Below are 24,832 nucleotides of genomic sequence, written 5' to 3'. Positions count from 1 at the left end.
ATGGACAAAACCGAGCAGCATTTTTTTGCAAAAATGAGCCCGGCCTCGAACAACAGATGCTTGACAGCCGCCTTGCGGTAGCTGGCTTTATATTAGAAGCGGAAATGCGAGAACGCTTTGTTCGCTTCAGCCATACGATGGACTTCGTCGCGTTTTTTCATCGCGCCGCCGCGGCTTTCAGCCGCTTCCATCAGCTCACCGCCGAGGCGTTGTGGCATCGATTTTTCGCTGCGCTTGTTAGCAGCTTCACGCAACCAACGCATGGACAGAGCCATACGACGGACTGGGCGAACTTCGACCGGCACCTGGTAGTTTGCACCACCGACGCGACGGGATTTCACCTCAACCAACGGCTTGGCGTTGTTGATTGCGGTAGCAAAAACTTCGAGTGGATCTTTACCCGATTTTGCTGCGATGTGCTCGAAAGCACCGTAGATGATGTTTTCTGCAACCGATTTCTTACCGGACAGCATCAGCACGTTTACAAATTTAGCGACATCAGTGTTGCCGAATTTTGGATCTGGCAAAATTTCGCGCTTGGGTACTTCACGACGACGTGGCATATCAATTCCTTTCAATCTTCAGTTGAGCGCGCGTTCTTCGCACACTCGCGGACGACCATCATAGTCCTCCACTTACTCGACCAGATGCGGTCGACTACATTCACTTAGCTAGTTGCCACTGAGCGAAACTTGGGTTTGCTGCGTACAACTTATTACTTCTTGCCTGCTTTAGCGCGCTTGGTACCGTACTTCGAACGCGATTGCTTACGGTCTTTAACGCCTTGGGTATCCAGGGCACCGCGAACCATGTGGTAACGCACACCCGGCAAATCCTTAACGCGGCCGCCGCGCAACAGCACAACACTATGCTCTTGCAGGTTATGGCCTTCACCGCCAATGTACGAAATGACTTCGAAACCATTGGTCAGACGAACTTTAGCGACTTTACGCAGAGCCGAGTTAGGCTTCTTTGGAGTCGTGGTGTAAACACGTGTGCAGACGCCACGTTTTTGCGGGCTGTTTTCCAGCGCTGGCGATTTGCTCTTCACGGTCAAAGCGACGCGTGGATTGCGAATCAATTGATTGATGGTTGGCATCGTTATAAATCCAACAAAAAACTACGATTAATAACCCGGGCAAGATGCCCGGCGACTAAAACCTCGTCCCGCTTTCATCTACTGCGCACCGGTGGCGCCCGCAGCCACTCGATAAGGAGCGGCCATGAAATGCCAAGCAATACGTAAACGATGAGCAGAATAAAATCGAGAACTCGCTAGTTTAGACCTTGTGTTACAGGGGGTCAATCAGTTTACCGCTTTTTGCTATAAAAAAAGGCAAAAAAGCGGCACTTTTGTGGCATTTTGACTAATCTTTGGCCACGGTGCGCGGGTGCCGGCACCTCGCAGCGCTTGATGATTTGACATTCTTTCTCTGCAACCAAGCTTCGGGCGCGCACATTCTTGTATGACCGCAAGACAACAAAAGGATTGATAATAGCGGACATTTTTCGCTGCCCTCCTTTATGCGCTCCTTGCTTCGCCCCGCCACTCTGTTCCTGCTGCTGACCTACGCCTTGCTGACGGCCGTGCCCTTCATCCCCGCGCTGCTGGGACGTCCGCTCGAGCATCCCTGGCAGATGCTCACGTTCGAACTGCTGGCCTGGCTGGCCGTCTGGAGCGTGTTCAAGCGCCCCGCATATTTCCACTGGCTGCTGGTGCCCGCCTTCCTGGCCCTGCCAACAGAAATCTACCTGTTCATCTTCTATGGCCAGGGCATTTCCACGCACCACCTGGGTATCATCTTCGAAACCAGCCCCAAGGAAGCGATGGAATTCCTCGGGCAAAAAGTATGGCTGATGGGCGCCGTCATGCTGGGCGTGATCGCCTGGTGCGCTGCCAGCTGGTTTGCGGCCGCGCGCACGCGCGACCTCGACTGGCGCGGCAAGACGCGCCCGGTCGCCTTCGTGCTGTTGCTCCTACTGGGCGGCTTCTGGTGGTATGGCTACGAATTCGGTTTCGACGCCAAAGTCCTGCACAGCGCCCCCGTATCGGACAAGACCGGCAACTCGACGGCCAGCGGCAAGGCGGGCGCCTCCGGTTTCGGCGACGCCAGCTCGGCCGATGACGAAACGGCCGAGGAAGACGAGGAAAGCAGCAAGCCGGAGAACGCCAGCATCGCCGGCGCCGACGAAACGGGCCTGGGCTGGCCCAGCCTGCCTCACTGGGCGCGCCTGCCCTACGCCTTCGACACCGTCAGCAATTCCTGGCCCTTCGGCCTGGCCGCGCGCGGCTTCGATTTCTACAAGGAGCGCAAATACCTGGCTGAACTGGGACAGAAAAGCAGCAGCTTCCGTTTCGGCGCGCACCAGCAACAGCCCGATCCCCATCCGGAAGTGGTGGTCATGGTGATCGGCGAATCGTCGCGCTACGACCGCTGGAGCCTGAACGGCTACGAACGCGACACCAATCCCCTGCTGAAACAGGAAAGCAACCTGGTGCCGCTGGCCGACGTCATCACGGCCGTTTCCGCCACGCGCCTGTCCGTGCCCGTCATCATCTCGCGCAAGCCGGCCACGCAAAGCCTCAAGGATGGCTTCTCGGAAAAATCCTTCCTCACCGCCTACAAGGAAGCAGGCTTCAAGACCTACTGGCTGTCGAACCAGATCTCGTTCGGCCAGTTCGATACGCCCGTGTCCGTGTTTGCCAAGGAAGCGGACGTGGTGCAGTTCCTGAACCTGGGCGGATTTACCAACAATTCGAACTTCGACCAGATCCTGTTCGATCCGTTCAAGAACGCGCTGGCCGACCCGGCGCCGAAAAAACTCATCGTGCTGCACACGCTGGGCAGCCACTGGAACTACAGCCAACGCTATCCCAAGCAATTCGACAAGTGGCAGCCGTCGCTGTTCGGCGTCGACAAGCCCGTCTACACGGACACGGCCATCAAGCCGCAGCTGAACAACAGCTACGACAGCTCCATCCTGTACACGGACTGGTTCCTGTCGAACGTGATCGGCATGCTGAAGGACGATGGCCAGCGCACCGCCCTGCGCAGCTCGCTCGTCTACGTCGCCGATCACGGCCAGACCCTGTACGACGGCACCTGCCGCCTGGCCTTCCATGGCCACAACACGCAGTTCGAATTCCACGTGCCCGCCTTCGTCTGGTATTCGCCGCAATTCCAGCAGCATTATCCGGACAAGGTGACGCAGCTGCGGCGCCATCAAAAGGCGCGCCTGTCGACGGAAAACATGTTCCACACCCTGCTCGACCTGGGCGACATCCGTTTTGCCGGCGAACAGCCCGAATGGAGCATCGCCAGCCCCCGCTTCAAACAGCACAAGCGCTACGTCGACAGCTATGGCTGGACCAACTACGACAACGCCATCATCCGCGGCGATTGCCGCGAAGTGATCGACAAGAGCACGCCGGAGAAACAGGAAAAGTAAGCGCGGCCATCAGGCCCGTTCGAGGACGCCGCCGCAATCGGCCGGCTGCGCCATATGCGTGCTGAGCCAGTCGAAGACGCGCCCGGCCTTGTCCGCGATACCGGCGTCAAACCCGCGCTGCGCCAGCAGGGCGATGCCATTCGTGGCCTGCAGCACGCCGGGCGCCAGCAATAGCGCGCCGGCATCATCACGGCGCACGCACCATGACGCCAGACAGTCTTCCAGCAAAGGTCCCAGCACGAGGTTGTGCGACGAGACGAGCACCAGGTGCTCAGCGGCCAGGCTGTGCAGCACGGCGGCCGCCGCCGCCACCGACTCGAGGTGGTTCGTACCGCGGAAGATTTCATCGATCAGGAACAAGGCCGGCGTGCCCGCCCTGGCCAGCGCCAGCAATTCGCGCGCGCGCCGCAATTCGGCGATGTACAAACTTTCGCCGCCATCGAGCGAGTCTTCATTCTGCATGCTCGAATACAGGGGCAGCATGGGCACCCGGGCCGCCTGCGCATAGCAAAAGCCGAAGGCGCGCGCACTGACCAGATTGAGCCCCACACCGCGCAGCAAGGTACTTTTTCCCACCGCATTCTGCCCCGAAATGAAGGCGCCGCGGCCATCGAGCCGCAGCGACAGGGGCTTGGCGCCGTCCAGCAGCGGATGCACCATCGCGTCGAGCGACAACTGCCGCGCATCGCTTCCCTGCGCCCAGCAGAACTGCGCACGGCCGCGCACGTGGCGCGCCAGGGCCAGGTCTGCTTCCAGCTGGGCCACCGGGGTAAAGCTGTCGCGCAAAAAGGGCAGCTGCTGCGCCACCAGCTGGCGCGTGCGGAAATAGCGCTTGACGTTTTTCAGCAGGAGCCAGTCGCCATATTCGACCAGTACCGTATCGATGAAGGGCACGTAATGCAGCAGCGAACGCTCGATGGCCCGCGTCAGTTTTGACGCCTGCGCGCCCTCCGCAGCCAATGGCAAGGCTGCCGGCACATCGAGCCGCGCCAGCGCGGCACGGGTTTTCAGCAGGTAGCGCAAGGTATCGAGCGTGCGCTCCCACGCCTTGGCACTTTCGTAAAAACGCACCTGCACGGTCATCAGCGCCACGCAGGCGGCCACCACGCCGAACAGGGCCGGCCACCCCGTCAGCCAGGTAGCGGCGATGGCCAGCAACAAGGCCAGCGGCACCAGCCAGAGCCAGGCACTCCACCATGGCGCCGGCGCCAGCGCCGCACCGAACAGGGTTGCGCGCACTTCCGTATCAGCCTGACGCAAGGGTAGGCAGGCGCGCTGCAGGCTGGCCGCCTGGGCCGGATCGTCCAGCAATCGCCGGACGCGCGCAATGGAGGCAGGATCGGCCTGGCCGCCGCTCAGGCGCCGGTGCAGCTCCTGCTGGCCGAAGATGCTGGTCTCGCGCGCCAACTGCGCAGCATACTGGTCGAGCAGCAGCTCGTTCCAGGTCTGGTCATCCAGCGCTGGCGCCTCGCCCGCCAGCCGCTGCAGCATTGCCACGTCGCTGCGCGCAAAAGGATAATCGAGCGCCGGCGCGAAGACACGGGCAGGGAAAAGTTGCTGGAGGAACGGATGCATGGCGCCTGTGGAGGAGTCTATGAAAGGTATGTTCCCGCAGATGCAGTAGATTGCCAATTTATCAAGTGCAACCTGCGCGGACGGACATGCTGGACAACGCGGACACGGCGGACAGCCGGACGTCAAATCTTTTCCCCATTCAAATCAACGACTTAACAACTGGCACGGATCGTGCATTAAGAAAGGTATCCTTCACGAGACCTGACCATGATCCGCGATACTTCCTCCCAAGACGCCGTCCTGTCCGCCCCGCCGGGCCAGCGCCACAAGCAACGCGCCCTACTGCTGGCCGGCGCCGCCGTCGTCATCGGCGCCGCCATCGCTGCCGTTGCGGGCTGGCGCAACAGCGAACATTCCGTCAATGCCGACCGCCTGCGCATCGCCGACGTCACGCGCGGTACCCTGATCCGCGACGCCGCCGTGAACGGACGCGTGGTCGCCGCCATCAGCCCGACCCTGTACTCGACCACGGTGGCCACCGTCACGCTGAAAGCGAAGGCCGGCGACACCGTCAAGAAGGGCGACATCCTGGCCGTGCTGGAGTCGCCCGACCTGTCGGACGCGCTGAAACGCGAGCAGTCGAGCGTGCAGCAGCTGGAAGCGGAAGTGGCGCGCCAGCAGATCCTGGCCAAGAAGCAGAAACTGCTGGCGCGCCGTGAAGCCGATACGGCCGAAATCGAGCGCCTGTCCGCCCAGCGCACGCTCGAACGCTATGAAAGCGTGGCGCAGGTAGGCATCATCGCCAAGATCGATTACCAGAAGGCCAAGGATGCCTTGAATTCGGCCGATATCCGCAGCAAGCACGCTTCGCAGGCGGCGGGCCTGGAAGGCGAGGACGTGACCCTGGCACTGAAGACCCGGGTCAACGAACTGGAACGCCAGCGTCTGAGCCGCGACAACGCCCAGCGCAGGGTCGACGAGCTGACCGTGCGCGCGCCCGTCAATGGCTTCATCGGCACGCTGTCGGTGGCCAACCGCAGCGTGGTGCAGGCCAACACGGCCCTGATGACCCTGGTCGACCTGTCGCAGCTGGAAGTGGAGCTGGAAGTACCGGAAACGTATGTGGCCGACATCGGCCTGGGCATGAGCGCCGAGATCGAAACGGGCACCATCCGCGCCTCCGGCAAGCTGTCGGCGCTGTCGCCCGAGGTGGTCAAAAACCAGGTGCTGGCGCGCGTGCGCTTCAACGGCGCACAACCGGCCGGCCTGCGCCAGAACCAGCGCGTCTCGGCACGCCTGCTGATCGACGAGCGGCCCAATGTGCTGATGCTGGCGCGCGGGTCCTTCGTCGAAGCCGAAGGCGGACGCTTTGCCTACGTGGTGCGCGATGGCGTCGCCATCCGCACGCCCATCAAGCTGGGCGCCACCAGCATCTCGGCCGTCGAGATTCTGGGGGGCCTGAAGCTGGGCGACAAGGTGGTGGTCGCCGGTACGGAAAATTTCGCGAACGCTGCCCGCGTCGCACTCAATTAATTTCAGTCAACAAGGAGGCTTCCCATGCTGCGCATGCAAAACCTGAGCAAGATCTACCGCACCCACATGATCGAAACGCACGCGCTGCGCGGCTTCGAGATCCACGTTCGCCAGGGCGAATTCGTCACCGTCACCGGGCCGTCCGGTTCGGGCAAGACGAGCTTCCTGAACATCGCCGGGCTGCTCGAGGAATTCACCGATGGCGAATACATCCTCGACGGCGTCAACGTCAAGGGCATGGACGACAATGCCCGCTCGCGCCTGCGCAATGAAAAACTGGGCTTCATCTTCCAGGGTTTCAACCTGATTCCCGACCTGTCGCTGTTCGACAACGTCGACGTGCCGCTGCGCTACCGGGGCTTCAACAGCGCCGAGCGCCGCGAACGCATCGAGGATGCGCTGGCGAAGGTGGGACTGGCCTCGCGCATGAAGCATTATCCGGCCGAACTGTCGGGCGGGCAGCAACAACGCGTGGCGATCGCACGCGCGCTGGCCGGCTCGCCGAAGCTGCTGCTGGCCGATGAACCGACGGGCAACCTGGACACGCAGATGGCGCGCGGCGTGATGGAACTGCTGGAAGACATCAACGCGCAAGGCACGACCATCCTGATGGTGACGCACGATCCTGAACTGGCGCTGCGTTCGCAACGCAACGTGCACATCATCGACGGCCAGGTGTCGGATCTGGTGCAGCATGGCGCCACGCTGTCGGCCAGGCCACAGCACGCGACCGCCTAGGAGCCGCCATGTTCCACTATTATTTCAAGCTGGGCCTGCGCAACCTGCGCCGCAATCCCGCCCTGACGGCATTGATGGTGCTGACCCTGGCTGTCGGCGTGGCCGCCAGCGTGGCCACCGTGACCATCCTGCACGCCATGTCGGGCGACCCCTTGCCGCACAAGAGCGACCGCATGTTCGTGCCGATGATCGACGTAGTTCCCTTGAAAGGCTATACGCCGGGCACCAAGCCCAGCTTCGGCCAGGCGCAACTCGCCTATACCGATGCGAAGAACTTCATGGCCAGCAAGATAGGCATCCGCCGCAGCGTCATGTACGGCGTGGCCGGCCCCGTGGAACCGGCGCGCAGGGACCTCGGCGCCTTCCGGGCCCAGGGCCTGGCTCCCACACGCGATTTCTTTGCCATGTTTGAAGTGCCCTTCCTGTATGGCCAGCCATGGAGCGAAGCCGACGACGACAGCGGCGCCGACGTCATCGTCTTGAGTCGCGCCCTGGCGGAAAAGCTGCTGGGCACAGTCAATCCCGTGGGCCAGCGCGTGACGGTGCTGGGACGTCCCTATCTGGTCAGCGGCGTGCTCGCTCAGTGGGACCGCGTACCGCGCGTGCACCGCATCATCGGCAGCAAGGGCGCCTTCGGCACGGAGGATGAATTCTTCATTCCGTTTGCCAGCGCCATCCGCCACGAAACGGGGCATGACGGCGGCATGGCCTGCAGCGGTGTCGAGCGCAGTCCCGGTTACCAGGGCATCCTGGCATCGGACTGCACCTGGCTGCAATTCTGGTTCGAAATGGCCAGCGCCGGCGAACGCAGCGAGCTGCAGGCTTATCTCGACAGCTATGCGGCAGAACAGCGCAAGCTGGGCCGCATGCCGCGCCATGCGCCCAACATGCTGTACGACGTCAGGCAGTGGCTTGACTTCCTGAACGTTGTCGACAACGACAACAAGCTGGCCACCTGGCTGGCCTTCGGCTTCCTGCTGCTCTGCCTGGTCAACACCATCGGCCTGCTGCTGGCCAAGTTCTCCGTGCGGGCGGCGGAAGTCGGCATCCGCCGCGCGCTGGGCGCCACGCAGCGCGATATCTTCCGCCAGTTCCTCATTGAGACAGGCGTCATCGGGCTGGCCGGCGGCGTGCTGGGCCTGTTGCTGGCCTATGCCGCCCTGGCCGTGGTGAGTTCGCAGTCGAAAGAGCTGGGCACCGTGGCGCACCTGGATGTCCCGATGCTGCTGCTGACGTTTGCCGTTTCCGTACTGGCGGCCTTGCTCGCAGGGCTGTTGCCCACCTGGCGCGCCTGCCAGGTCACGCCGGCCATGCAGCTTAAATCCCAATGACACCCACCTTTTCACAATGAGGCCCAACATGGAAATCCGCCCCATCCTGTCGGCGCTGATGCGCAACAAGACCGGCGCCGTGCTCGTCGCCGTGCAAGTCGCCATCAGCCTCGCCATCCTGGCCAACGCCTTGTACATCGTCAACCTGCGCCAGGCCATCGCCGCCCGTCCCACCGGCGTGGCGGCCGAAAACGACATCTTCTATGTCAAAGTCCAGAGCATGGACAAAGGCAGCCCGCAACGCCAGATAGCCGAGCAGAAGCGCCAGGCCGCGATACTGCGCGCCCTGCCGGGCGTGGTCTCCGTGGCGCAAACCACGCAGGCGGTGCTGTCGCGCTCCGGCAGCAGCACCAACGTCGCGGCAAAACGCGGACAGGCTGCGGCCAGCGCCGGCACCTCGATGTACTTCACGCCCGATTCGCTGGTCAGGACGTATGGCCTGAAGCTGGTGGAAGGCCGCGATTTCCATCCCGACGAGGTCCCGGAAATCAATGAAGACGTGGATGAAAGCTTCCCCAAGGTGGTGATCGTGACGCGCGCCGCAGCGCAAAAGATCTGGCCTGGCGAAACCAGCTTTGTCGGCAAGCCCCTGTTCAATGGCACCGGCGACAACGATGACGAGATGCGCGTGATCGGCGTGGTGGAACGGCTGCAGACGCAAACCGGCCAGGTCAGCGCCCAGGGCGAGTATTCGATCATCCTGCCGGCGCGCCTGACGGGCGGACGCGATTCGCTGCTGTTTGCCGTGCGGGCGGAGCCAGGCCAGCGCGACCGCCTGATGAAGGAGGCGGAACAGGCGGTCCGCACGTCCAGCAGCGAGCGCCTGCTGGTGCGCACGGATACCCTGGAACAGCACCGCAAAGCACGGTATCTGGCCGACCGGGGCTTGTCCTGGATGCTCATTGCCGTCAGCACCCTGCTGCTGCTGGTGACGGCCAGCGGCATCGTCGGCATCGCCAGCCTGTGGGTGACGCAGCGCAGGAAGCAGATCGGCGTGCGGCGCGCGCTCGGTGCCCGCCGCATCGACATCCTGCGCTATTTTCTGACCGAGAATTTCATGATCACCAGCGTCGGCGTGGCATGTGGCGTGCTGCTGGCATTGGGCTTGAACCAGCTGCTGGTAAGCCAGCTGGAGATGGCGCGCCTGCCGCCCGGCTATCTGCTGGCAGGCGCGCTGGTGTTCTGGCTGCTGGGCGTGGGCGCCGTGTACGGCCCGGCATGGCGCGCGGCCAGTATTTCACCGGCCACTGCCACCCGCAGTACCTGAGCCGGCACCTGAGTGATATGCTGCGCGCATGCCTACCGTACTGATTATTGACGACAATGCCGCCGTGGCCATCGCGCTCGACGTGCTGTTCTCCCTGCACGAGATCGACGCCGTGCGCGCCGCCTCGCCCGAGGAAGGCCTGCAGCTGCTCGAACGCCACGCCATCGACCTGGTGGTGCAGGACATGAACTTCACGGCCGACACCACCTCGGGCGAGGAAGGCAGCGCGCTGTTCCACGCCATCCGCGCGCGCTACCCGGACCTGCCCGTGGTCCTGCTAACAGCCTGGACGCAGCTCGACGCGGCCGTCGACCTGATCAAGTCCGGCGCGGCCGACTACCTGGCCAAGCCATGGGACGACCGGCGCCTGATCGCCAGCGTGCAGAACCTGCTGGAGCTGGGACAAGCCAACCGCGCGCTGCGCCAGCGCGTGGTGGCCGAGCAGCGCCAGCGCCACGCGCTGGAACACGACTTCGACTTGCGCGGCATGGTGTGGCAAGACCCGGCCACCGAACGCGTGGTGCACCTGGCGTGCCAGGTGGCGCGCGCCGACGTGCCCGTGCTCATTTCGGGGCCGAACGGCAGCGGCAAGGAACGCATCGCCGCCATCGTGCAAGCCAATTCCCAGGTCGCCAGCGGTCCTTTCGTGGTGCTCAATTGCGGCGCCGTGCCGGTGGACCTGATCGAGGCGGAACTGTTCGGCGCCGAGGCCGGCGCGTACACGGGCATCACGCGCGCGCGCGACGGCAAGTTCGACGCAGCCGACGGCGGCACGCTGTTCCTCGACGAGATAGGCAACCTGCCGCTGGCCGGGCAAATGAAACTGCTGCGCGTGCTGGAAACGGGACGCTTCGAGCGCCTCGGCTCGAACCGCGAGCGGCAAGTGAAAGTGCGCGTCATCAGCGCCAGCAACGCCGACCTGCCGGCGATGATCAAGGCGGGCACGTTTCGCGAAGACCTGTTCTACCGCCTGAACGTGATCGAACTGCGCCTGCCGCCGCTGGCCCAGCGCCCGCTTGACATCCTGGTGCTGGCGCAGCATTTCCTGAGCAGTGAAAAAACCCTGGACGCCCAGGCGCAGGCCACCCTGCTGGCGCACGGCTGGCCAGGCAATGTGCGCGAACTGAAAAACGTCATGCAGCGCGCCAGCCTGCTGACGGCAGGTCCCGTGATCCGCGCGCAGGAGACGGGCTTGCCGCTGGCAGGCGTGCCATCGCTGCGCGCACCGCCGGATGGCGCCGCGACGGAGCCGGACCGCGACAGCGTCACCGCGGCGCTCGCACGTGCACACGGCGTGGTGGCGCAGGCGGCGCAGGAACTGGGACTGTCGCGCCAGGCGCTGTACCGGCGCATGGAACGCCTGGGCATCGCGCGCGGCTGATGGCCTACCGTCCCATGCGCCTCTCCCTGCTCACGCGCTGGACGGCGCTGATCGTCACCTTGCTGGTGCTGGGCATCGTCATCGCCCTGCTGCTCGCGCATTTTTTACCCGACCAGCCGCTGCTGGTGCTGGCGGGTACCCTGCTGTGTGTGTTGCCGGTCGCCGTCATCACCATCCGCGTCCAGCTGCAGGCGATGCTGTCGCTGTTTCGCGCCCTGAGCGGCACGGTCGCCAGCTACCAGGACGGCGACTTCGGCTTCAGCTTGCGCTGGCCGCAGAACGATGAACTGGCCGACCTGGTGGCGGCCCACAATGCGCTCGGCGACGTGCTGCGCAAGCAGCGCCTGGACCTGGTGCAGCGCGAACTGCTGCTCGACACCATGGTGCAAAACACGCCGGTGGCCATGCTGCTGGTGGCCGAGGGCAGCGCCATCGTCTACGCCAACCTGGCCGCGCGCCAGCTGCTGCACCATGGCCGCCGGCTCGAAGGGCATCACCTGGCCGACATCGTGCAGCAGGCGGCACCGGCCCTGGCCGAGGCGCTCGCGCGCCGCAACGACGGCCTGTTTACCAGCGGCGAGGGGGAACAGGAAGAGGTGTATCACCTGGCGCGGCGCAGCTTCAGCCTGAACGGGCGCAAGCACGAACTGCTGCTGTTGCGCCAGCTGACACTGGAACTGCGCCGCCAAGAAGTGCAGACCTGGAAAAAGGTCATCCGCGTAATCAGCCATGAACTCAACAACTCGCTGGCGCCGCTGGCCTCGCTGGCCCATTCCGGTACCGAACTGGTACGCCGCGGCCAGACGGAACGCCTGCCGCAAATCCTCGCCACCATCGAAGAGCGCACGCGCCACCTGGAAACCTTCATCCTCGGCTATGCGCGCTTTGCCAAGCTGCCCGCGCCGCGCCTGGCGCCGTGCGAGTGGCAGCCTTTCCTCGATGGCCTGGCCTCGCAGGCGGCCTTCAGGCTCGACTACCCGCCGCCCGCGCAGGCGGCCGTGTTCGATGCGGCGCAAATGCAGCAGGCACTGCTGAACCTGCTCAAGAATGCGCTGGAATCGGGCTCGCGGGAAGAGCACATCGGCCTGCACGTCAGCCTGGCGCAAGGGCAGTTGCGCATCGAAGTGCGCGACCGCGGGCCGGGCATGAGCGGCGCCGTGCTGGAAAACGCGCTGGTGCCGTTTTATTCCACCAAGCGCAGCGGCACGGGACTTGGCCTGGCGCTGGCGCGCGAAATCGCCGAAGCCCATGGCGGGCGCATCACGCTGGCCAACCGCGAGGACGGCGGCCTGGCGGTAACCTTGATTCTTCCCTTGCTGGACAGAAATTAGTTACTGGCGCAACGATTTTTCCATCACATGCTGCGCAATTATTTTTCAGTATTATATTGATAATTAGAGTTTTTAATATTGCAACATAACGAGCGCCATGCCCGTGTGTTAGAAATAAGCTATTTAAGTTTGCATAATGATATAAAAATAGCTCATTGACAATGAAATGTCCTGGCGATAATTTATCTGAGCGGTACGGTTTTTTTGAAACATTAATCGTTTTTTCGCGGGGATAAAAATGAAACTGAAATCACTCATCGCAGTAGCACTCTTGAGCGCGGCTTCCATCGGCGTAGCGCAGGCGACAGCGTACAACGTGGACCTGATCAACACCACCGGCAACCTGTGGACGGGCGGCTTCAACGCCACGCCCGATCCGCTCGGCGCCTTTACCGACACCTTCACCTTCACGCCCGACGCCACGTTCGGTTCGACCGCGCAAGCCTTCCTGGCCAACCTGTCGGTCACGGGCAGCGATGCTTCGTCCATCAACTTCAGCAGTGCCAACCTGAACGGCATCGCCCTGACGGGCTTTGGCGGACCCACCGTCTTCGGCTATGCCCAGGGCGAGGTGCTAGCGCCAACCAACCTGCTGTTCAACGGCCCGATGGTCCTCACCGTGATGGGCAACAGCAATGGCGGCAGCTATGGCGGCACCTTCAACCTGAACCTAGCCCCCGTTCCTGAACCAGAAACCTATGGCATGCTGCTGGCCGGCCTGGGCGTACTGGGCTTCCTGGCACGACGCCGCAAGCAATCTTGAGCTCCCCACCAAAAAGACGCTGCGGCGTCTTTTTTTCAGCCGGCTGCTAAACTGGCGCCATGACGACCGACTTCACCTCCACCAGCCATACCGCTTTCAGCCACCCGGGCCACCCGCCTGCCACCACCACCGAACACCGCGGCATCCGCTACCTGCACCTGGGGACCAAGTGGGTGCAGGGCGCCATGCGCCTGGACAAACCCGACGCCATCGAGCTCGAATACGTGCAGATGATGATGATGTGGATGCTGTTCAAGACGCAGCCCAAACGCATCGTGCAGCTGGGCCTGGGCAGCGCCGCGCTGACCAAATTCAGCTACCGCCGCTTCCCCGACGCCACGGTCACGGCCATCGAACTCAATCCGAACGTGATCGCCATCTGCGGCGCCCAGTTCGCGCTGCCGCCGAATGACGCGCGCCTCGACGTGCGCGAAATGAATGCGCTCGACTTCGTGCTCGATCCGGCCAATCACGGCACCGTCGATGCGCTGCAAGTGGACCTGTACGACGAAGATGCGCGCGGTCCCGTGCTCGACACGCCCGAGTTCTACCAGGCTTGCTTCGACTGCCTGACGGACGACGGCATCATGTGCACGAATGTCTTCGGCGACTTCCCCAACTACGACAAGAATCTGCAGGCGATGGAGCTGGTTTTCGACGCCGTCGTCTGGGTGCCGGAAATGGAAGATGAAAACATCGTCGTGCTGGCCTTCAAAAAATCCCCATCGCTCGACTTCAGCGATTTATACGAACGCGCCGCCACCATCAAGAAGCAGTTCAACCTGCCCGCCAAGAACTGGGTCAACGGCCTGAAGCAGTGGATGCAGGACCAGCAATAAATTAGCTGCATCACGCCGGCAGCAGCCCACCCAGGCGGCGCACCAGGCCATCCATGTGCTCGGCCGGCACCTGCGCATAACCGAGCAGGAAACCGTTCCAGCCCACCCCGTCTCCCGTACCATGCGCGGACAGGGCCAGCGCCACGATGCCATCCTGCGCGGCGCTACGGCTCAGCGCCAGGTCATCCCATGCGCGATCGTGAAAACGTAGCGCCAGGTGCATGCCGGCCGTGCCGCCATGGATGGATGCGCCCGCGCACGCATGGCGCTGCAGCACCTCGCTCAAGGCATCGCGGCGCTGGCGATACAGCCGGCGCATGCGTCGCACGTGGCGCGCAAACAGGCCGCTGCGCAGGAACTCGGCCAGCGCCAGCTGTTCCGCCACCCTCCCCCGCGCGGCACCCTGCGCCTGCATCTGTGCGAAGGCCCCGGCCAGCGCGGCCGGCACGACGATAAAGGCGATGCGCAAGGCGGGAAACATGGTCTTGCTGAAGGTCCCCAGGTACACGACGGGCGCGTCAGCCACCAGTCCCTGCATCGCGGCCAGGGGTGGGCCGCCATGGCGAAACTCGCTGTCGTAATCGTCTTCGATGATCAGGGCACCGGCCGCGCGGGTGCGTTCGAGCAGCGCCATGCGGCGCGCGGGACTGAGCACGCTGCCCGTCGGATACTGGTGCGACGGCGTGGTGTAGACGAGGCGCGGCGGCGTGTCGCGCCAGTCGTCATCCGTCGGTGCGATGCCGTCCATGTCGACCGCGATACCGGTCACCTGCAAGCCCGCGCCACGGCCTGCCGCCAGCGCGCCGCCATAGCCTGGATGCTCGATCCACAAGGTGTCGCCCTGGTCGGCAAAGGCGCGCAGGCAGACATCGAGGCTGCTTTGCGTGCCGTCCGTGATGAACACCTGGCCCGCATCGCAGACGACCCCGCGCGCGGCGCGCAAATGCTCGGCAATGGCCATGCGCAAGGACGGCTCGCCGGCCGGGTCGCCGTAATTGAGCTGGCGCGGCGTCAGCGCGCGCCACGCGCGGTCCAGCATGCGCCGCCACTGCGCCAGCGGAAACTCATCGAGCGCCGGCACGCCAGGCGCAAACGCGCCCATGGCGTCGGCGGGAAACACTACCGAGGCATTCACATCCTGTCCCGCCACGCCGCGCAAATGCTGCGCGCGGCGCGACAAGCCACCGTTGCCCCCTGCCGTAGGCGCGGCCGCCGGCACACCGGCGCTGCCGGCGACGACGGTGCCGCGCCGGTCCGGCAAGACAAATCCTTCGCTGGCCAGCTGCTCGTAGGCATACAGCACGGTATTGCGCGCCAGTCCCAGTTCGGCCGCCAGCACGCGCGTGGCGGCCAGCCGCGTGCCGGGCGCCAGCTGGCCGCCGCGGATCGCCGCGCGCAGGCATTCATGCAGTAGGCGCTGGCGCGACCAGCCCCGCCCGCGGTGCGTGCGCTCGAACGCGCTCAGCAGCAAAGCGAAGTCCATGCTTCCCCTTCATTGTGGCTCTAAATTATTTGTCGGTTCTGGATCTTTTTTCAGGGCCAGATGCCGATTATAGTGCGGCCTGCTTCTTCAACCAACGGGACTTCCACCATGACCGCTACCGCCCTGCCCCCCAGCCTCCGTACCCGCGTGCGCCGCGTCGCCGAACTGGCCAGCTATGAACAGACCACCCTGTACGCCATCCTCGATGCCGCCTATCTGTGCCATATCGCTTTTCGCGACGACAAGGGCAGCCATTGCATCCCGACCGCCTGCTGGCGCATCGGCGGCCACCTGTACATCCATGGCTCGAACGGCAGCCGCATGCTCAAGCAGCTCTTGCTCGACGGCGACGCGTGCGTGACGGTCAGCCATCTCGACGGCCTGGTGCTGGCGCGCTCCGCCTTCAATCACACCATGAACTACCGCTCGGCGATGGTGTATGGGCAGTTTGAGAAAGTAAGCGACATCGGCCAGCAACATGTGGCCATGGATGCGCTGATGGAGAAGCTGGCACCGGGACGTCTGGCGCACGTGCGCGGCGGCAGCGCCAAGGAATACGCGGCCACCACCGTGCTGCGCATCGCGCTCGACGAATGCGCCGTCAAGCAGCGCACGGGCGGCCCGCTCGACGATGCGGGCGATATGGCGCATGCCGTCTGGACGGGCGAACTGCCTTTTTCGCACGGCCGTGGCGCGGCCATCGCCGATGCGCTCAACACCTGCGACATACCCGCGTATGCCGCAACCTGGGGTACGGAATCCGCTTGACCGGCCAGCGTGCTTGCCCGATGATCGGCGTTGATGGCGATCGCCACCAATTGACCAACCGATCCAATCACGCATGGAGCATATGATGATGAAGCGAGTATCCCTGGCCGCGGCCCTGACGGTCATGCTGGCCTGCGGCGGCAGCGACGCGGCGCTGGCCGCCGATGCGGGCGACGCGGCCCTGAAGGCGGCCATCACCGGCAGTGCGCGCACGCCGGCCAACGCGCTGCGCGACAGCGCCCGCCACCCGTATGAAACGCTGACGTTTTTCGGCATCAAGCCGACCATGACGGTGGTGGAGCTGGCGCCCGGCGGCGGCTGGTACACGGAAATCCTGGCGCCCTACCTGCGCGACCACGGCAAGCTGATCGCCGCCGGCAACGACCCGCAGTCAAGCAGCGAAGGTGCACGCCGTGGCGCGGCGCGCTTCCGGCAAAAACTCGACGCCAACCCGAGCGCTTTCGGCAAGGTGGAACTCGGCGCCTTCGCGCCCCCCACCACCTACCGCATCGCGCCCAAGGGCACGGCCGACATGGTGCTCACCTTCCGCAATATCCACAACTGGATACCCATCGGCGACGAGGGCATGAAAACCCTGTTCAAGGAAGTGTATGACAGCCTGAAACCGGGCGGCGTGTTCGGCGTCGTCGAACACCGCCTGCCGGCGAACAAGGCGCAGGATGCCACGGCCAGCAGCGGCTACATGCACGAAGCGTATGTGATCAAGCTGGCCGAAGGCGCAGGCTTCAAACTGGCGGCCAAGTCGGAAATCAACGCCAATCCCAAGGATACGGCGGACCATGAGGGCGGCGTCTGGGCACTGCCGCCCACCTACGCCAACAAGGATGTGGATCGGGCCAAGTACACGGCTATCGGCGAGAGCGACCGCATGACCCTGAAGTTCGTCAAGCCGTAAAAAAACGGCGGCGGGCCGATCCGGCGCGCCGCCTGCCAGCCGGGTTGACTGCCGCCTTACAGGTAGATGCCGTACACGCCGCACAGGCGCTTGACCAGCGTGCAGGCGCCGGCATCGCCGTCCGTCACGCACGAGGTATAGGCTTCCTCGCAGGTTTCGCGCGTTGGCAGCGCATATGCGGAAGAACTGATGGCGCCGGCAAAACCGACGGCGGCGCAAAAGACAAAGACGGCTTTTTTCACATTGATCATTTTTATCCCATTCCCAAGAGTTGAGTCGTTATAAAAACCACTGAAGACACAGGCTTCAGCCGCCGGAAACCGCCTGTCGACAGACGAATTCTATGGCGCCCAGAAATAGTAGCACCTTGAAGAGTTATTAAATACGCAAACAAGAAAACAAGATAACGTTTCTTTTTCATTCCATTTCAGGGAATAAAAACCGGCTCGCCGCTTTCCTGCCGCGCATTTGCATGGGAACAGGCGAAAAAAAACCGCAGCACAGGCTGCGGTTTTTGTATCGACACCTTATTTCTTCGCTTCCTTCGGTTTCACCGGCACCAGGCTCAAGTCCTGGAAGTCATAGCTGAAATCCGTCTCGGCCGACACGGGCGCCATCTTCACGCGGTCGATGCTGCCATCGGGATTGAGCGAGAACGTCACGTAGGCATCGGCGTTGAAGTTGCGCTCTTTCCAGCGCACGATGAAGGTGTCGTGCTGCCAGTGTTCCAGCTCGCCCGTCAGGTCCGGCGTGCGCGTGAAGCTGAGGATGTGTTTTTTTCCTTCCGGCTTGATCACGACCTTGCCATACCAGGCGTCCTCGTACTCGCCGTCGTATGCCGCCAGCGGCAGCGATGGCTGCGATTTCGCCGCGCGCGCGCTCGACGCCTTGCCCTGCTTCTTGACTTCCTCGGCATGCTGGTCCTGCTCCACCTTGGCCACCAGCGCCAGCCAATCCGACGGCGCCGCCTGCAGATAATGGTCGAGGATGCGCCATTGCAGCGCCGTCATGGAACCGCCATTTTCCGCATTGGTCAGAATGGCCACGCCCAGCTTTGCTTCCGGCACCATCACCACGCGCGAATAAAATCCCTGCAGCGCACCGCCGTGCATGGCCACTTTCATGCCCTTATAGTCGCGCAGCTGGAAGCCCAGGCCATATGCGCTGAAGTTCGGCTTGGTCGCGGCCAGCGCCGGCTTCGGCTCGGAAATCTTGATCGGCGTTTGCGCCGTCCACATTTCGCGGCCCTGCTTTTCGCTGAACAAACGCGCCTCCTTGCCGTCCTTGTCCTTCACGCCGGCGATCTTGCCGCCGTCGAGCAGCACCATCATCCACTTGGCGATATCTTCCGCATTCGTGTTGATGCCGACGGCGCCCACGGCGTTCGGCACAGGCATCGACTTGACGGCAGCGATCTTGCCGTCGATCTTGCTGTGCGCACTGGCGACGTCGGACTTGCCCGCGCTTTCAAGCAGGCTGGTGGTGGTGCCCGTCATGCCCAGCGGCGCCAGGATGCGCTCATGCATGGCCTCGCCCCAGCTCTTGCCCGCCTTGTCGGCGATGATCTTGCCGGCCACGATATACAGCAGGTTATCGTAGGCATAGCTGTTGCGAAAACTCGTGGCCGGGCGGATGTAGCGCAGCTTCTCGATGATCTCGTCGGTGCTGAACGTGGTGGTGGGCCACCACAGCAAGTCGCCCGCACCCAGACCCAGGCCGCTGCGGTGCGTCAGCAGGTCGCGCACGGTCATGGCGCCCGTCACGTAGGAATCGTGCATCTGGAAGCCGGGCAGGTGCTTGGTGACGGGATCGTCCCAGGCCAGCTTGCCATCGTCGACCAGCATGGCCAGCGCGGCGGCCGTGAAGCCCTTCGAGTTCGATGCCACCTCGAACAGGGTCTGCGCATCGACAGCGGCCGGCTCGCCGAGTTTACGCACGCCAAAGCCCCTGGCGGTGACGACCTTGCCGTCCTTGACGATGGCGATCGCCATGCCGGGCACGTCGAACACTTTCAAGGCGGTGGCGACGTCGCGGTCAAGGTCGAAGGCGGGCGCCGGCGCGGATGCGGCGGAAGCGACGGGTGCGGCGTCAAGAGCCAGCGCCGGCACGGTGATGCTGGAAAACGCCAGCACGATGGCGGCGGCGAGACGGTTCATGGTATGCATGGTCAGGATTTCCCAATAAGGTTCAATGCGCTTGCGCGGCCATCAATTTATCGACGCTTTCCTGCGTCACCGGGTGGTAGCGTTCGCGCGCCTTGGCATACACGTCCTTGGCCCAGACATGGCCCTGCGGCGTCTTCATCAAGGCGCTGTACAGAGGCACGACGAACTTCTGGCGGCCCACGCTCATCAGGAATGCCTGCAATGGCTGGCGTACATCGTAGCCGGCGTTCACGGAGGCCAGATAAAAGCGGTACGCCACTTCGTTGTTGCCGCTCTTGCCCACACCGTAGGCCTGGTCCAGCTCACGCAATTGCGCCGCGCTGGCCTTGTTGTTGATGTCGTTCAGGAAGTGCATCGATTCGATGGCGATCCACTTGTCCATGCCCAGGTCCTTCGTCGCCAGCTCGCCTTTCAACCAGGCGTCGCGGTGCTGGTCGAGCAGCGCCAGGCGCGGCGAGACGACGCGCTGCGCGCTGGCCGGCACGCCGGTGCCGTACAGCCATTCATCGAGTTCCGCTTCCGGCATCACGTCCGGATGCTGCGCCAGCAGGTTCTTGCGCAGGTAGGCGATGAACTGCTCCGTCGTCACGCTCTGGAACGCATGCTGGTCGAACCAGCCGCGCAGGAAGGGATCGAATACGGCGCGGCCGGCACGGCGCTCCATGGTCGCCAGGAACCAGGCGCCTTTCGGGTAGATGATGCCGTCGTCCGTGTACGTTTCCGCCGGGTTGGCGTCCGCATCACGCGTGATCAGCGCCGTCTTCGCTGCCGGTAATTCCTTGATCGAGGCAGCCAGTTCTTCCTGGTCGACCTGCACGCCCATCTGCGCCACTTCGCTGCCATACAGCTGCTCTACAATGCGCGTGGTGACATAGGTGGTAAAGCCTTCGTTGAGCCACATGTGCTTCCACGACGCGTTGGTGACCAGGTTGCCCGACCACGAGTGAGCCAGTTCATGCGCGATCAGGTCAACCAGGCTGCGGTCGCCCGCGATCATGGTCGGCGTGAGGAAGGTCAGGCGCGGGTTTTCCATGCCGCCGTAGGGGAACGATGGCGGCAGCACGATCATGTCGTAGCGTCCCCATCCATACGGGCCATACAGCGCTTCGGCCGCCTGGATCATCTTTTCCGTGTCGGCCAGCTCGTACTCGGCGGCCTTGATGCGCGGCGGTTCGGCATATACGGCGGAGCGGGGACCGAGCTTGCGCACTTCCAGTTCGCCGATGGCGATGGCCAGCAGGTACGAAGGAATCGGCTGCGGCATCCTGAATTTCCAGCCGCCCTTGCCCGTCGCCTTTTCGTCATTCTCGGCGCTCATCACGACGCGCATGCCCGCTGGCGCATCGATGCGTGCGCTATAGGTAAAACGCACGGCCGGCGTATCCTGCGACGGCACCCACGAACGGGCATTGATGCTTTGCGACTGGCTGAACATGAAAGGCAGCTTGCCCGACATGGTCTGCTGCGGCGTGAGCCACTGCAGCGCGATGGCATTGGGGGCCGTGTGGTAATAGACGCGCACTTTGCCCGGCTGGCCCGTGGTAGTGATGCGCAGCGCCTGGCCCTTTTCCGGGTCGGCCTTGTCCAGCTGGTACGGCGCCATCTGCCATGCGCCACGCTTGTCCTGTACCTGCACCTTTGCGATCGACAGGTCGCGCGTATCGAGCACCAGAGTGCGCGCCGCCGGGTCGATCCAGTTCAAGGACAGCTCGGCATAGCCAGAGAGCGTCTTTTGCTTGAAATCCGCTTTCAGGTCCAGCTGCAGGTCGCGCGTGCGCACCTGGTCGTAGCGCGCATAGCTGAGGGGATCGGCGTGCGCGGCCAGGGTCACCTGGCAAAGTAGCGCACAGCCCAGCGCGCGCAGGAAGGTCAAAGTTTGCATGGTCGTCTTTTGAATGATTTGCGAAAGCCCCGGTCCGTGTGCGCCGGGGCGTCGCGCAGAATAGCACTTCCGGCGCAGACCTGGCAGAAAAAGCGCCGGACTGGCCGGCGCTGTTTCCCTATTTTGCTTCCGGCCTGGCTTCGGCCTTGGCCTCGGGTGCCTTCAGCGGCACATTAAAATCCTTCATCAGGTTGTTCTTGTCGCGGTCCTGCTTGAACAGCTCCAGGCGCGATGGCGTGATTTTTCTCGGCCAGGCGTTATTGCTGATGTCGATGTCGGCCGTCTCCCAGTACGGGTCCTGCACCAGCCCCACCATCGGCTCGTCCGTGATGATGACCTTGCTAATCTTGTGCGGCGAGTAGCGCCACACTTCGGCCGGCACCCGCTCGATGATCTTCTTGCCGCTTTTCAGTTCGATTTCCAGGATCAGCGGCATCACCAGGCCGCCGAGATTCGAAAAATCGACCAGGTACAGATGCTTTCCCATGTTGTGCTGTTCCAGCAGCTTTCTCTCCCATGGCTCCAGCGTTTCCTGCTCCTCCGCATAGCTGTTGCGGTCCTTGTTGGTGACCGTGAATTCATCGTGCCGGTTATAGAAATCCTTCAGCGCAGGATCGAGGTCGACCTTCTTCGGCAGCGCCTTGTTGCGCTGGTCCGAGATCGATATGGGCTGCGCGGCCTTCTGCGTCTTCTTCCACGCTTTTTCGATTTCCGGATTCTTCGTGCTCACGCCATATTCGCTGATGCCGTCGATGCTGATGTCGACCGCGTCAGTGGTATAAAACCAGCCGCGCCAGAACCAGTCCAGATCCGTGCCGGAAGCGTCTTCCATGGTGCGGAAAAAGTCGGCGGGCGTGGGGCGCTTGAACTTCCAGCGCAAGGCGTACTGTTTGAAGGCGAAGTCGAACAGCTCGCGCCCTAAAATGGTTTCGCGCAGGATGTTGAGGGCCGTGGCCGGCTTGTCGTAGGCGTTCGCCGTGAACTGCAGCAAGGACTCGGAGTTGGTCATGATGGGCACCTGGTTCTGGCTACGCATGTAGTCGACGATCTTGCGCGGCTCGCCATTCCAGGACGGAAAATGCTCTTCCCACGCCTGCTCGGCCAGGTACTGCAGGAAGGAATTCAAACCCTCGTCCATCCACGTCCACTGGCGCTCGTCCGAGTTGACGATCATGGGAAAATAATTATGGCCCACTTCGTGGATGATCACGCCGATCAAGTCATACTTGGTCGTCTTTGAATACGTGCGTTCCCCCGTTTTCTTGTCCTTCACGGGGCGCCCACCATTGAACGAAATCATCGGATACTCCATGCCGCCCACGGCGCCGTTGACGGACATCGCGTTCGGATACGGATAGTCGAAACTGTACTTGTTGTACTGCTCGATCGCGTGCACGACGGCGCGCGTGCTGTACTGCTGCCACAGCGGATTGCCCTCGTTCGGATAGTAGGACATGGCCATCACGCGCTTGCCGCCGCTATTCAAACCCTGCGCATCCCAGATGAACTTGCGGCTCGAAGCCCACGCCACGTCGCGCACATTGGCCGCCTTGAAGTGCCAGGTTTTCATGCCCGTGGCTTTGCCCTTTTCCGCCGCCAGCGCCTCTTCCGGCGTGATCACCAGCAGCGGCGTGTCGCTGTTTTTCGCCCGCGCCAGGCGCTCGCGCTGCGCCGCGCTCAACACGGCGGCAGGATTTTGCAGCTCGCCCGTGGCGGCCACCACATGGTCGCCCGGCACCGTCAGATACAGCTCGTAGTCGCCAAACTCCAGCGTGAATTCGCCCGAGCCGAGGAACTGCTTGTGCTGCCAGCCGACGGCGTCGTAATACGCGGCCATGCGCGGAAACCACTGCGCGATCTGGAAAATCGCGTTCTTGTCGTCCTCAAAATACTCGTAGCCGGAGCGTTCGACCAGCACCTTCTGGTCATTGATCTGATACGACCAATCGATGTTGAACGTGATGCTCTGGCCTGGGGTCAGCGCCACCGGCAAATCGATGCGCAGCATGGTCTGGTTGACGACATACGGCAGCGGCTTGCCACTGGCCGCTTTCACGGCCGTGAGCTTGAAGCCGCCGTCAAATTCGCGGCCCGCATGGATGGCGCGCAAGTCCTCGAATTTCAGCGCCTCTTCTTCGCTGCTGCTGAGCCAGGCCTGGCGCGACGGCGCGCTCAGGACGCGGCGCTGGTCGGCATCCTTGCGCAAGCCATTCTGGTCCAGCTGCAGCCACAGATACGCAAGGCTGTCGGGCGAGCGGTTGTGATAGGTGATCTGCTCGCTGGCCGTGATTTCGCGGCGCGCTTCGTCCAGGGTAGCGCGGATTACGTAATCGGCGCGCTGCTGCCAGTAGGCGTGGCCCGGCGCGCCGGACGCCGTGCGGTAGCTATTCGGCGTGGGCAGCAATTCTTCGAGCTGGCGGAACTTGTCGTCGAAAGGCGCGGCGGCGCACAGGCCGGACAAGGGAGCAAACAAGGTCAAACACAAGGCAAGCAAGCGGACAAGGACCGGCATGGCGCATTCCATCTGGGAGTCGTGGACAGACTGCATTCTAAGTCGAGTCTGTTTGCAAATCGATCATTGTTGTCGAAGTCCCACACACCAGGCCGCAACATCCCCCGCCGGCACTGGCGCCGGCGCAGGCATTGGCGTATGATGCGCCTCGAACATTGGGGAGTAGTCGTCCTGCGGTCCTGCCGCGGGAACCTGTATCAACATAATTGGCCCGCAGGCCATGGTGCAGGTGGTTGCAAAACTTGACGAGACCATTGATCCAGGGCGGCCGCATGGGCCGGAGTCGCCCGTGGATCATTGGTTAATTCGTCCGGCCCGCGTACCTCTTGCAATCTCATGGAAGCATTCCTCATCTCCACCGGCATCGTCGGTCTCGCTGAAATCGGCGACAAAACCCAACTCCTGGCCTTTTTGCTGGCCGCCAAATTCCGCAAGCCCTTGCCCATCGTGCTGGCGATTTTCGTCGCCACCATCGCCAACCACGCGTTCGCCGCCGCCGTCGGCGCCTGGATCACCAGCATGCTGGGGCCCGACGTGCTGCGCTGGGTACTGGGCGTCTCCTTCCTGGCGATGGCTGCCTGGACCCTGATCCCCGACAAGCTCGATGAAGACGAAACCAAATTGGCCAAGTACGGCGTATTCCTGACCACCCTGATCGCCTTCTTCATGGCGGAAATGGGAGACAAGACGCAGGTCGCCACGGTGGCGCTGGCGGCGCGCTATCACGACATTGTTTCCGTCGTGCTGGGCACCACCTTCGGCATGATGCTGGCCAACGTGCCGGCCGTGTACCTCGGCGACAGGATCGCCAACCGCGTCCCGCTGCGCCTCGTGCATGGCATCGCGGCGCTGGTCTTTGCCGTGCTGGGCGTGGCCACCCTGCTGGGCGCGGGCGCGGCCCTGGGGTTTTGACTCAATCTTAAATAATTTCTCATTTACAATGTTCATGTCTATAATT

At 63.1% G+C, this 24,832-nt stretch carries 20 protein-coding genes and 1 riboswitch; of the genes, 12 read left to right on the top strand and 8 right to left on the bottom strand.

All coding sequences use genetic code 11. The features are described 5' to 3' along the window. Positions 1 to 92: 92 nt before the first annotated feature. Together rpsG and rpsL are read right to left on the bottom strand one after the other, a co-directional pair. On the bottom strand, positions 93 to 563 hold the full coding sequence (gene rpsG / locus O3301_RS13420; protein WP_010394377.1) for a 30S ribosomal protein S7: 471 nt from the start codon (positions 561 to 563) through the stop codon (positions 93 to 95). 152 nt (positions 564 to 715) lie between these two features. Next, a complete protein-coding gene (gene rpsL, locus O3301_RS13415) occupies positions 716 to 1,099 on the bottom strand; it encodes a 30S ribosomal protein S12 (protein ID WP_010394376.1) in 384 nt (127 codons plus the stop codon). A gap of 425 nt (positions 1,100 to 1,524) precedes the next feature. Here rpsL and O3301_RS13410 point away from each other — a divergent pair, with 425 nt between their 5' ends. Beyond that, positions 1,525 to 3,450, top strand: coding sequence for a phosphoethanolamine transferase (locus O3301_RS13410; RefSeq protein WP_305056607.1), 1,926 nt, complete (start codon positions 1,525 to 1,527; stop codon positions 3,448 to 3,450). A gap of 9 nt (positions 3,451 to 3,459) precedes the next feature. Here the strand turns inward: O3301_RS13410 and O3301_RS13405 are convergent, their stop codons facing one another. Beyond that, on the bottom strand, positions 3,460 to 5,025 hold the full coding sequence (locus tag O3301_RS13405) for a DNA mismatch repair protein MutS (protein WP_305056606.1): 1,566 nt from the start codon (positions 5,023 to 5,025) through the stop codon (positions 3,460 to 3,462). Positions 5,026 to 5,232: 207 nt separating this feature from the next. Here O3301_RS13405 and O3301_RS13400 point away from each other — a divergent pair, with 207 nt between their 5' ends. From O3301_RS13400 to O3301_RS13365, 8 genes are all read left to right on the top strand, one after another. Then, a complete protein-coding gene (locus O3301_RS13400) occupies positions 5,233 to 6,498 on the top strand; it encodes an efflux RND transporter periplasmic adaptor subunit (protein WP_289919474.1) in 1,266 nt (421 codons plus the stop codon). A gap of 24 nt (positions 6,499 to 6,522) precedes the next feature. Beyond that, complete coding sequence (locus O3301_RS13395) at positions 6,523 to 7,236, top strand: ABC transporter ATP-binding protein (RefSeq protein WP_099665745.1); 714 nt, start codon at positions 6,523 to 6,525, stop codon at positions 7,234 to 7,236. Between the two features lie 8 nt (positions 7,237 to 7,244). After that, positions 7,245 to 8,567, top strand: coding sequence for an ABC transporter permease (locus tag O3301_RS13390; RefSeq protein ID WP_305056605.1), 1,323 nt, complete (start codon positions 7,245 to 7,247; stop codon positions 8,565 to 8,567). A 28-nt stretch (positions 8,568 to 8,595) separates the two neighbouring features. Continuing rightward, positions 8,596 to 9,834 carry an ABC transporter permease gene (locus O3301_RS13385; RefSeq protein ID WP_305056604.1) on the top strand — a complete coding sequence of 413 codons (1,239 nt, stop codon included), beginning with the start codon at positions 8,596 to 8,598 and terminating at the stop codon, positions 9,832 to 9,834. A gap of 28 nt (positions 9,835 to 9,862) precedes the next feature. Beyond that, positions 9,863 to 11,215, top strand: coding sequence for a sigma-54 dependent transcriptional regulator (locus tag O3301_RS13380; RefSeq protein WP_305056603.1), 1,353 nt, complete (start codon positions 9,863 to 9,865; stop codon positions 11,213 to 11,215). After that, positions 11,215 to 12,546: a PAS domain-containing sensor histidine kinase gene (locus O3301_RS13375; RefSeq protein ID WP_369812194.1), complete on the top strand. Its 1,332-nt coding sequence runs from the start codon at positions 11,215 to 11,217 to the stop codon at positions 12,544 to 12,546. Before O3301_RS13380 ends, O3301_RS13375 begins: the two co-directional genes overlap by 1 nt. Before the next feature lie 238 nt (positions 12,547 to 12,784). After that, positions 12,785 to 13,309, top strand: coding sequence for an FxDxF family PEP-CTERM protein (locus O3301_RS13370; protein WP_099665750.1), 525 nt, complete (start codon positions 12,785 to 12,787; stop codon positions 13,307 to 13,309). Positions 13,310 to 13,368: 59 nt separating this feature from the next. Continuing rightward, positions 13,369 to 14,148, top strand: a complete 780-nt coding sequence (locus O3301_RS13365) for a spermidine synthase (protein ID WP_289899536.1) — start codon at positions 13,369 to 13,371, stop codon at positions 14,146 to 14,148. A 10-nt stretch (positions 14,149 to 14,158) separates the two neighbouring features. Here the strand turns inward: O3301_RS13365 and O3301_RS13360 are convergent, their stop codons facing one another. Next, a complete protein-coding gene (locus O3301_RS13360; protein WP_305056601.1) occupies positions 14,159 to 15,631 on the bottom strand; it encodes a PLP-dependent aminotransferase family protein in 1,473 nt (490 codons plus the stop codon). A gap of 108 nt (positions 15,632 to 15,739) precedes the next feature. Between O3301_RS13360 and O3301_RS13355 the strand changes: the two genes are divergently transcribed. Then, positions 15,740 to 16,399 carry a pyridoxamine 5'-phosphate oxidase family protein gene (locus tag O3301_RS13355; protein WP_305056600.1) on the top strand — a complete coding sequence of 220 codons (660 nt, stop codon included), beginning with the start codon at positions 15,740 to 15,742 and terminating at the stop codon, positions 16,397 to 16,399. 85 nt (positions 16,400 to 16,484) lie between these two features. Then, positions 16,485 to 17,315: a class I SAM-dependent methyltransferase gene (locus O3301_RS13350; protein ID WP_369812198.1), complete on the top strand. Its 831-nt coding sequence runs from the start codon at positions 16,485 to 16,487 to the stop codon at positions 17,313 to 17,315. A gap of 56 nt (positions 17,316 to 17,371) precedes the next feature. Here O3301_RS13350 and O3301_RS13345 read toward each other — a convergent pair whose 3' ends face one another. From O3301_RS13345 to O3301_RS13330, 4 genes are all read right to left on the bottom strand, one after another. Then, positions 17,372 to 17,566, bottom strand: a complete 195-nt coding sequence (locus O3301_RS13345; protein ID WP_289905813.1) for a hypothetical protein — start codon at positions 17,564 to 17,566, stop codon at positions 17,372 to 17,374. A gap of 276 nt (positions 17,567 to 17,842) precedes the next feature. Next, positions 17,843 to 19,480, bottom strand: coding sequence for a serine hydrolase (locus tag O3301_RS13340; RefSeq protein WP_305056598.1), 1,638 nt, complete (start codon positions 19,478 to 19,480; stop codon positions 17,843 to 17,845). 22 nt (positions 19,481 to 19,502) lie between these two features. Continuing rightward, complete coding sequence (locus O3301_RS13335; RefSeq protein WP_305056597.1) at positions 19,503 to 21,362, bottom strand: M1 family metallopeptidase; 1,860 nt, start codon at positions 21,360 to 21,362, stop codon at positions 19,503 to 19,505. 118 nt (positions 21,363 to 21,480) lie between these two features. Next, the gene (locus O3301_RS13330; RefSeq protein ID WP_305056596.1) at positions 21,481 to 23,874 is read right to left on the bottom strand and encodes a M1 family aminopeptidase; all 2,394 of its coding nucleotides are present in this window, start codon (positions 23,872 to 23,874) and stop codon (positions 21,481 to 21,483) included. 145 nt (positions 23,875 to 24,019) lie between these two features. Further along, a riboswitch (yybP-ykoY riboswitch) is annotated at positions 24,020 to 24,201 on the top strand. Positions 24,202 to 24,210: 9 nt separating this feature from the next. Between O3301_RS13330 and O3301_RS13325 the strand changes: the two genes are divergently transcribed. Continuing rightward, positions 24,211 to 24,786 (top strand): TMEM165/GDT1 family protein, encoded by a 576-nt coding sequence (locus O3301_RS13325; protein ID WP_034753160.1) that lies wholly within the window; start codon positions 24,211 to 24,213, stop codon positions 24,784 to 24,786. The last annotated feature ends 46 nt before the right edge of the window (positions 24,787 to 24,832 follow it).

This window comes from Janthinobacterium sp. SUN211 (genome assembly GCF_030587315.1).
GTDB classification, from domain to species: domain Bacteria; phylum Pseudomonadota; class Gammaproteobacteria; order Burkholderiales; family Burkholderiaceae_D; genus Janthinobacterium; species Janthinobacterium kumbetense.
This window is presented reverse-complemented; position numbering and strand designations above follow the sequence as displayed.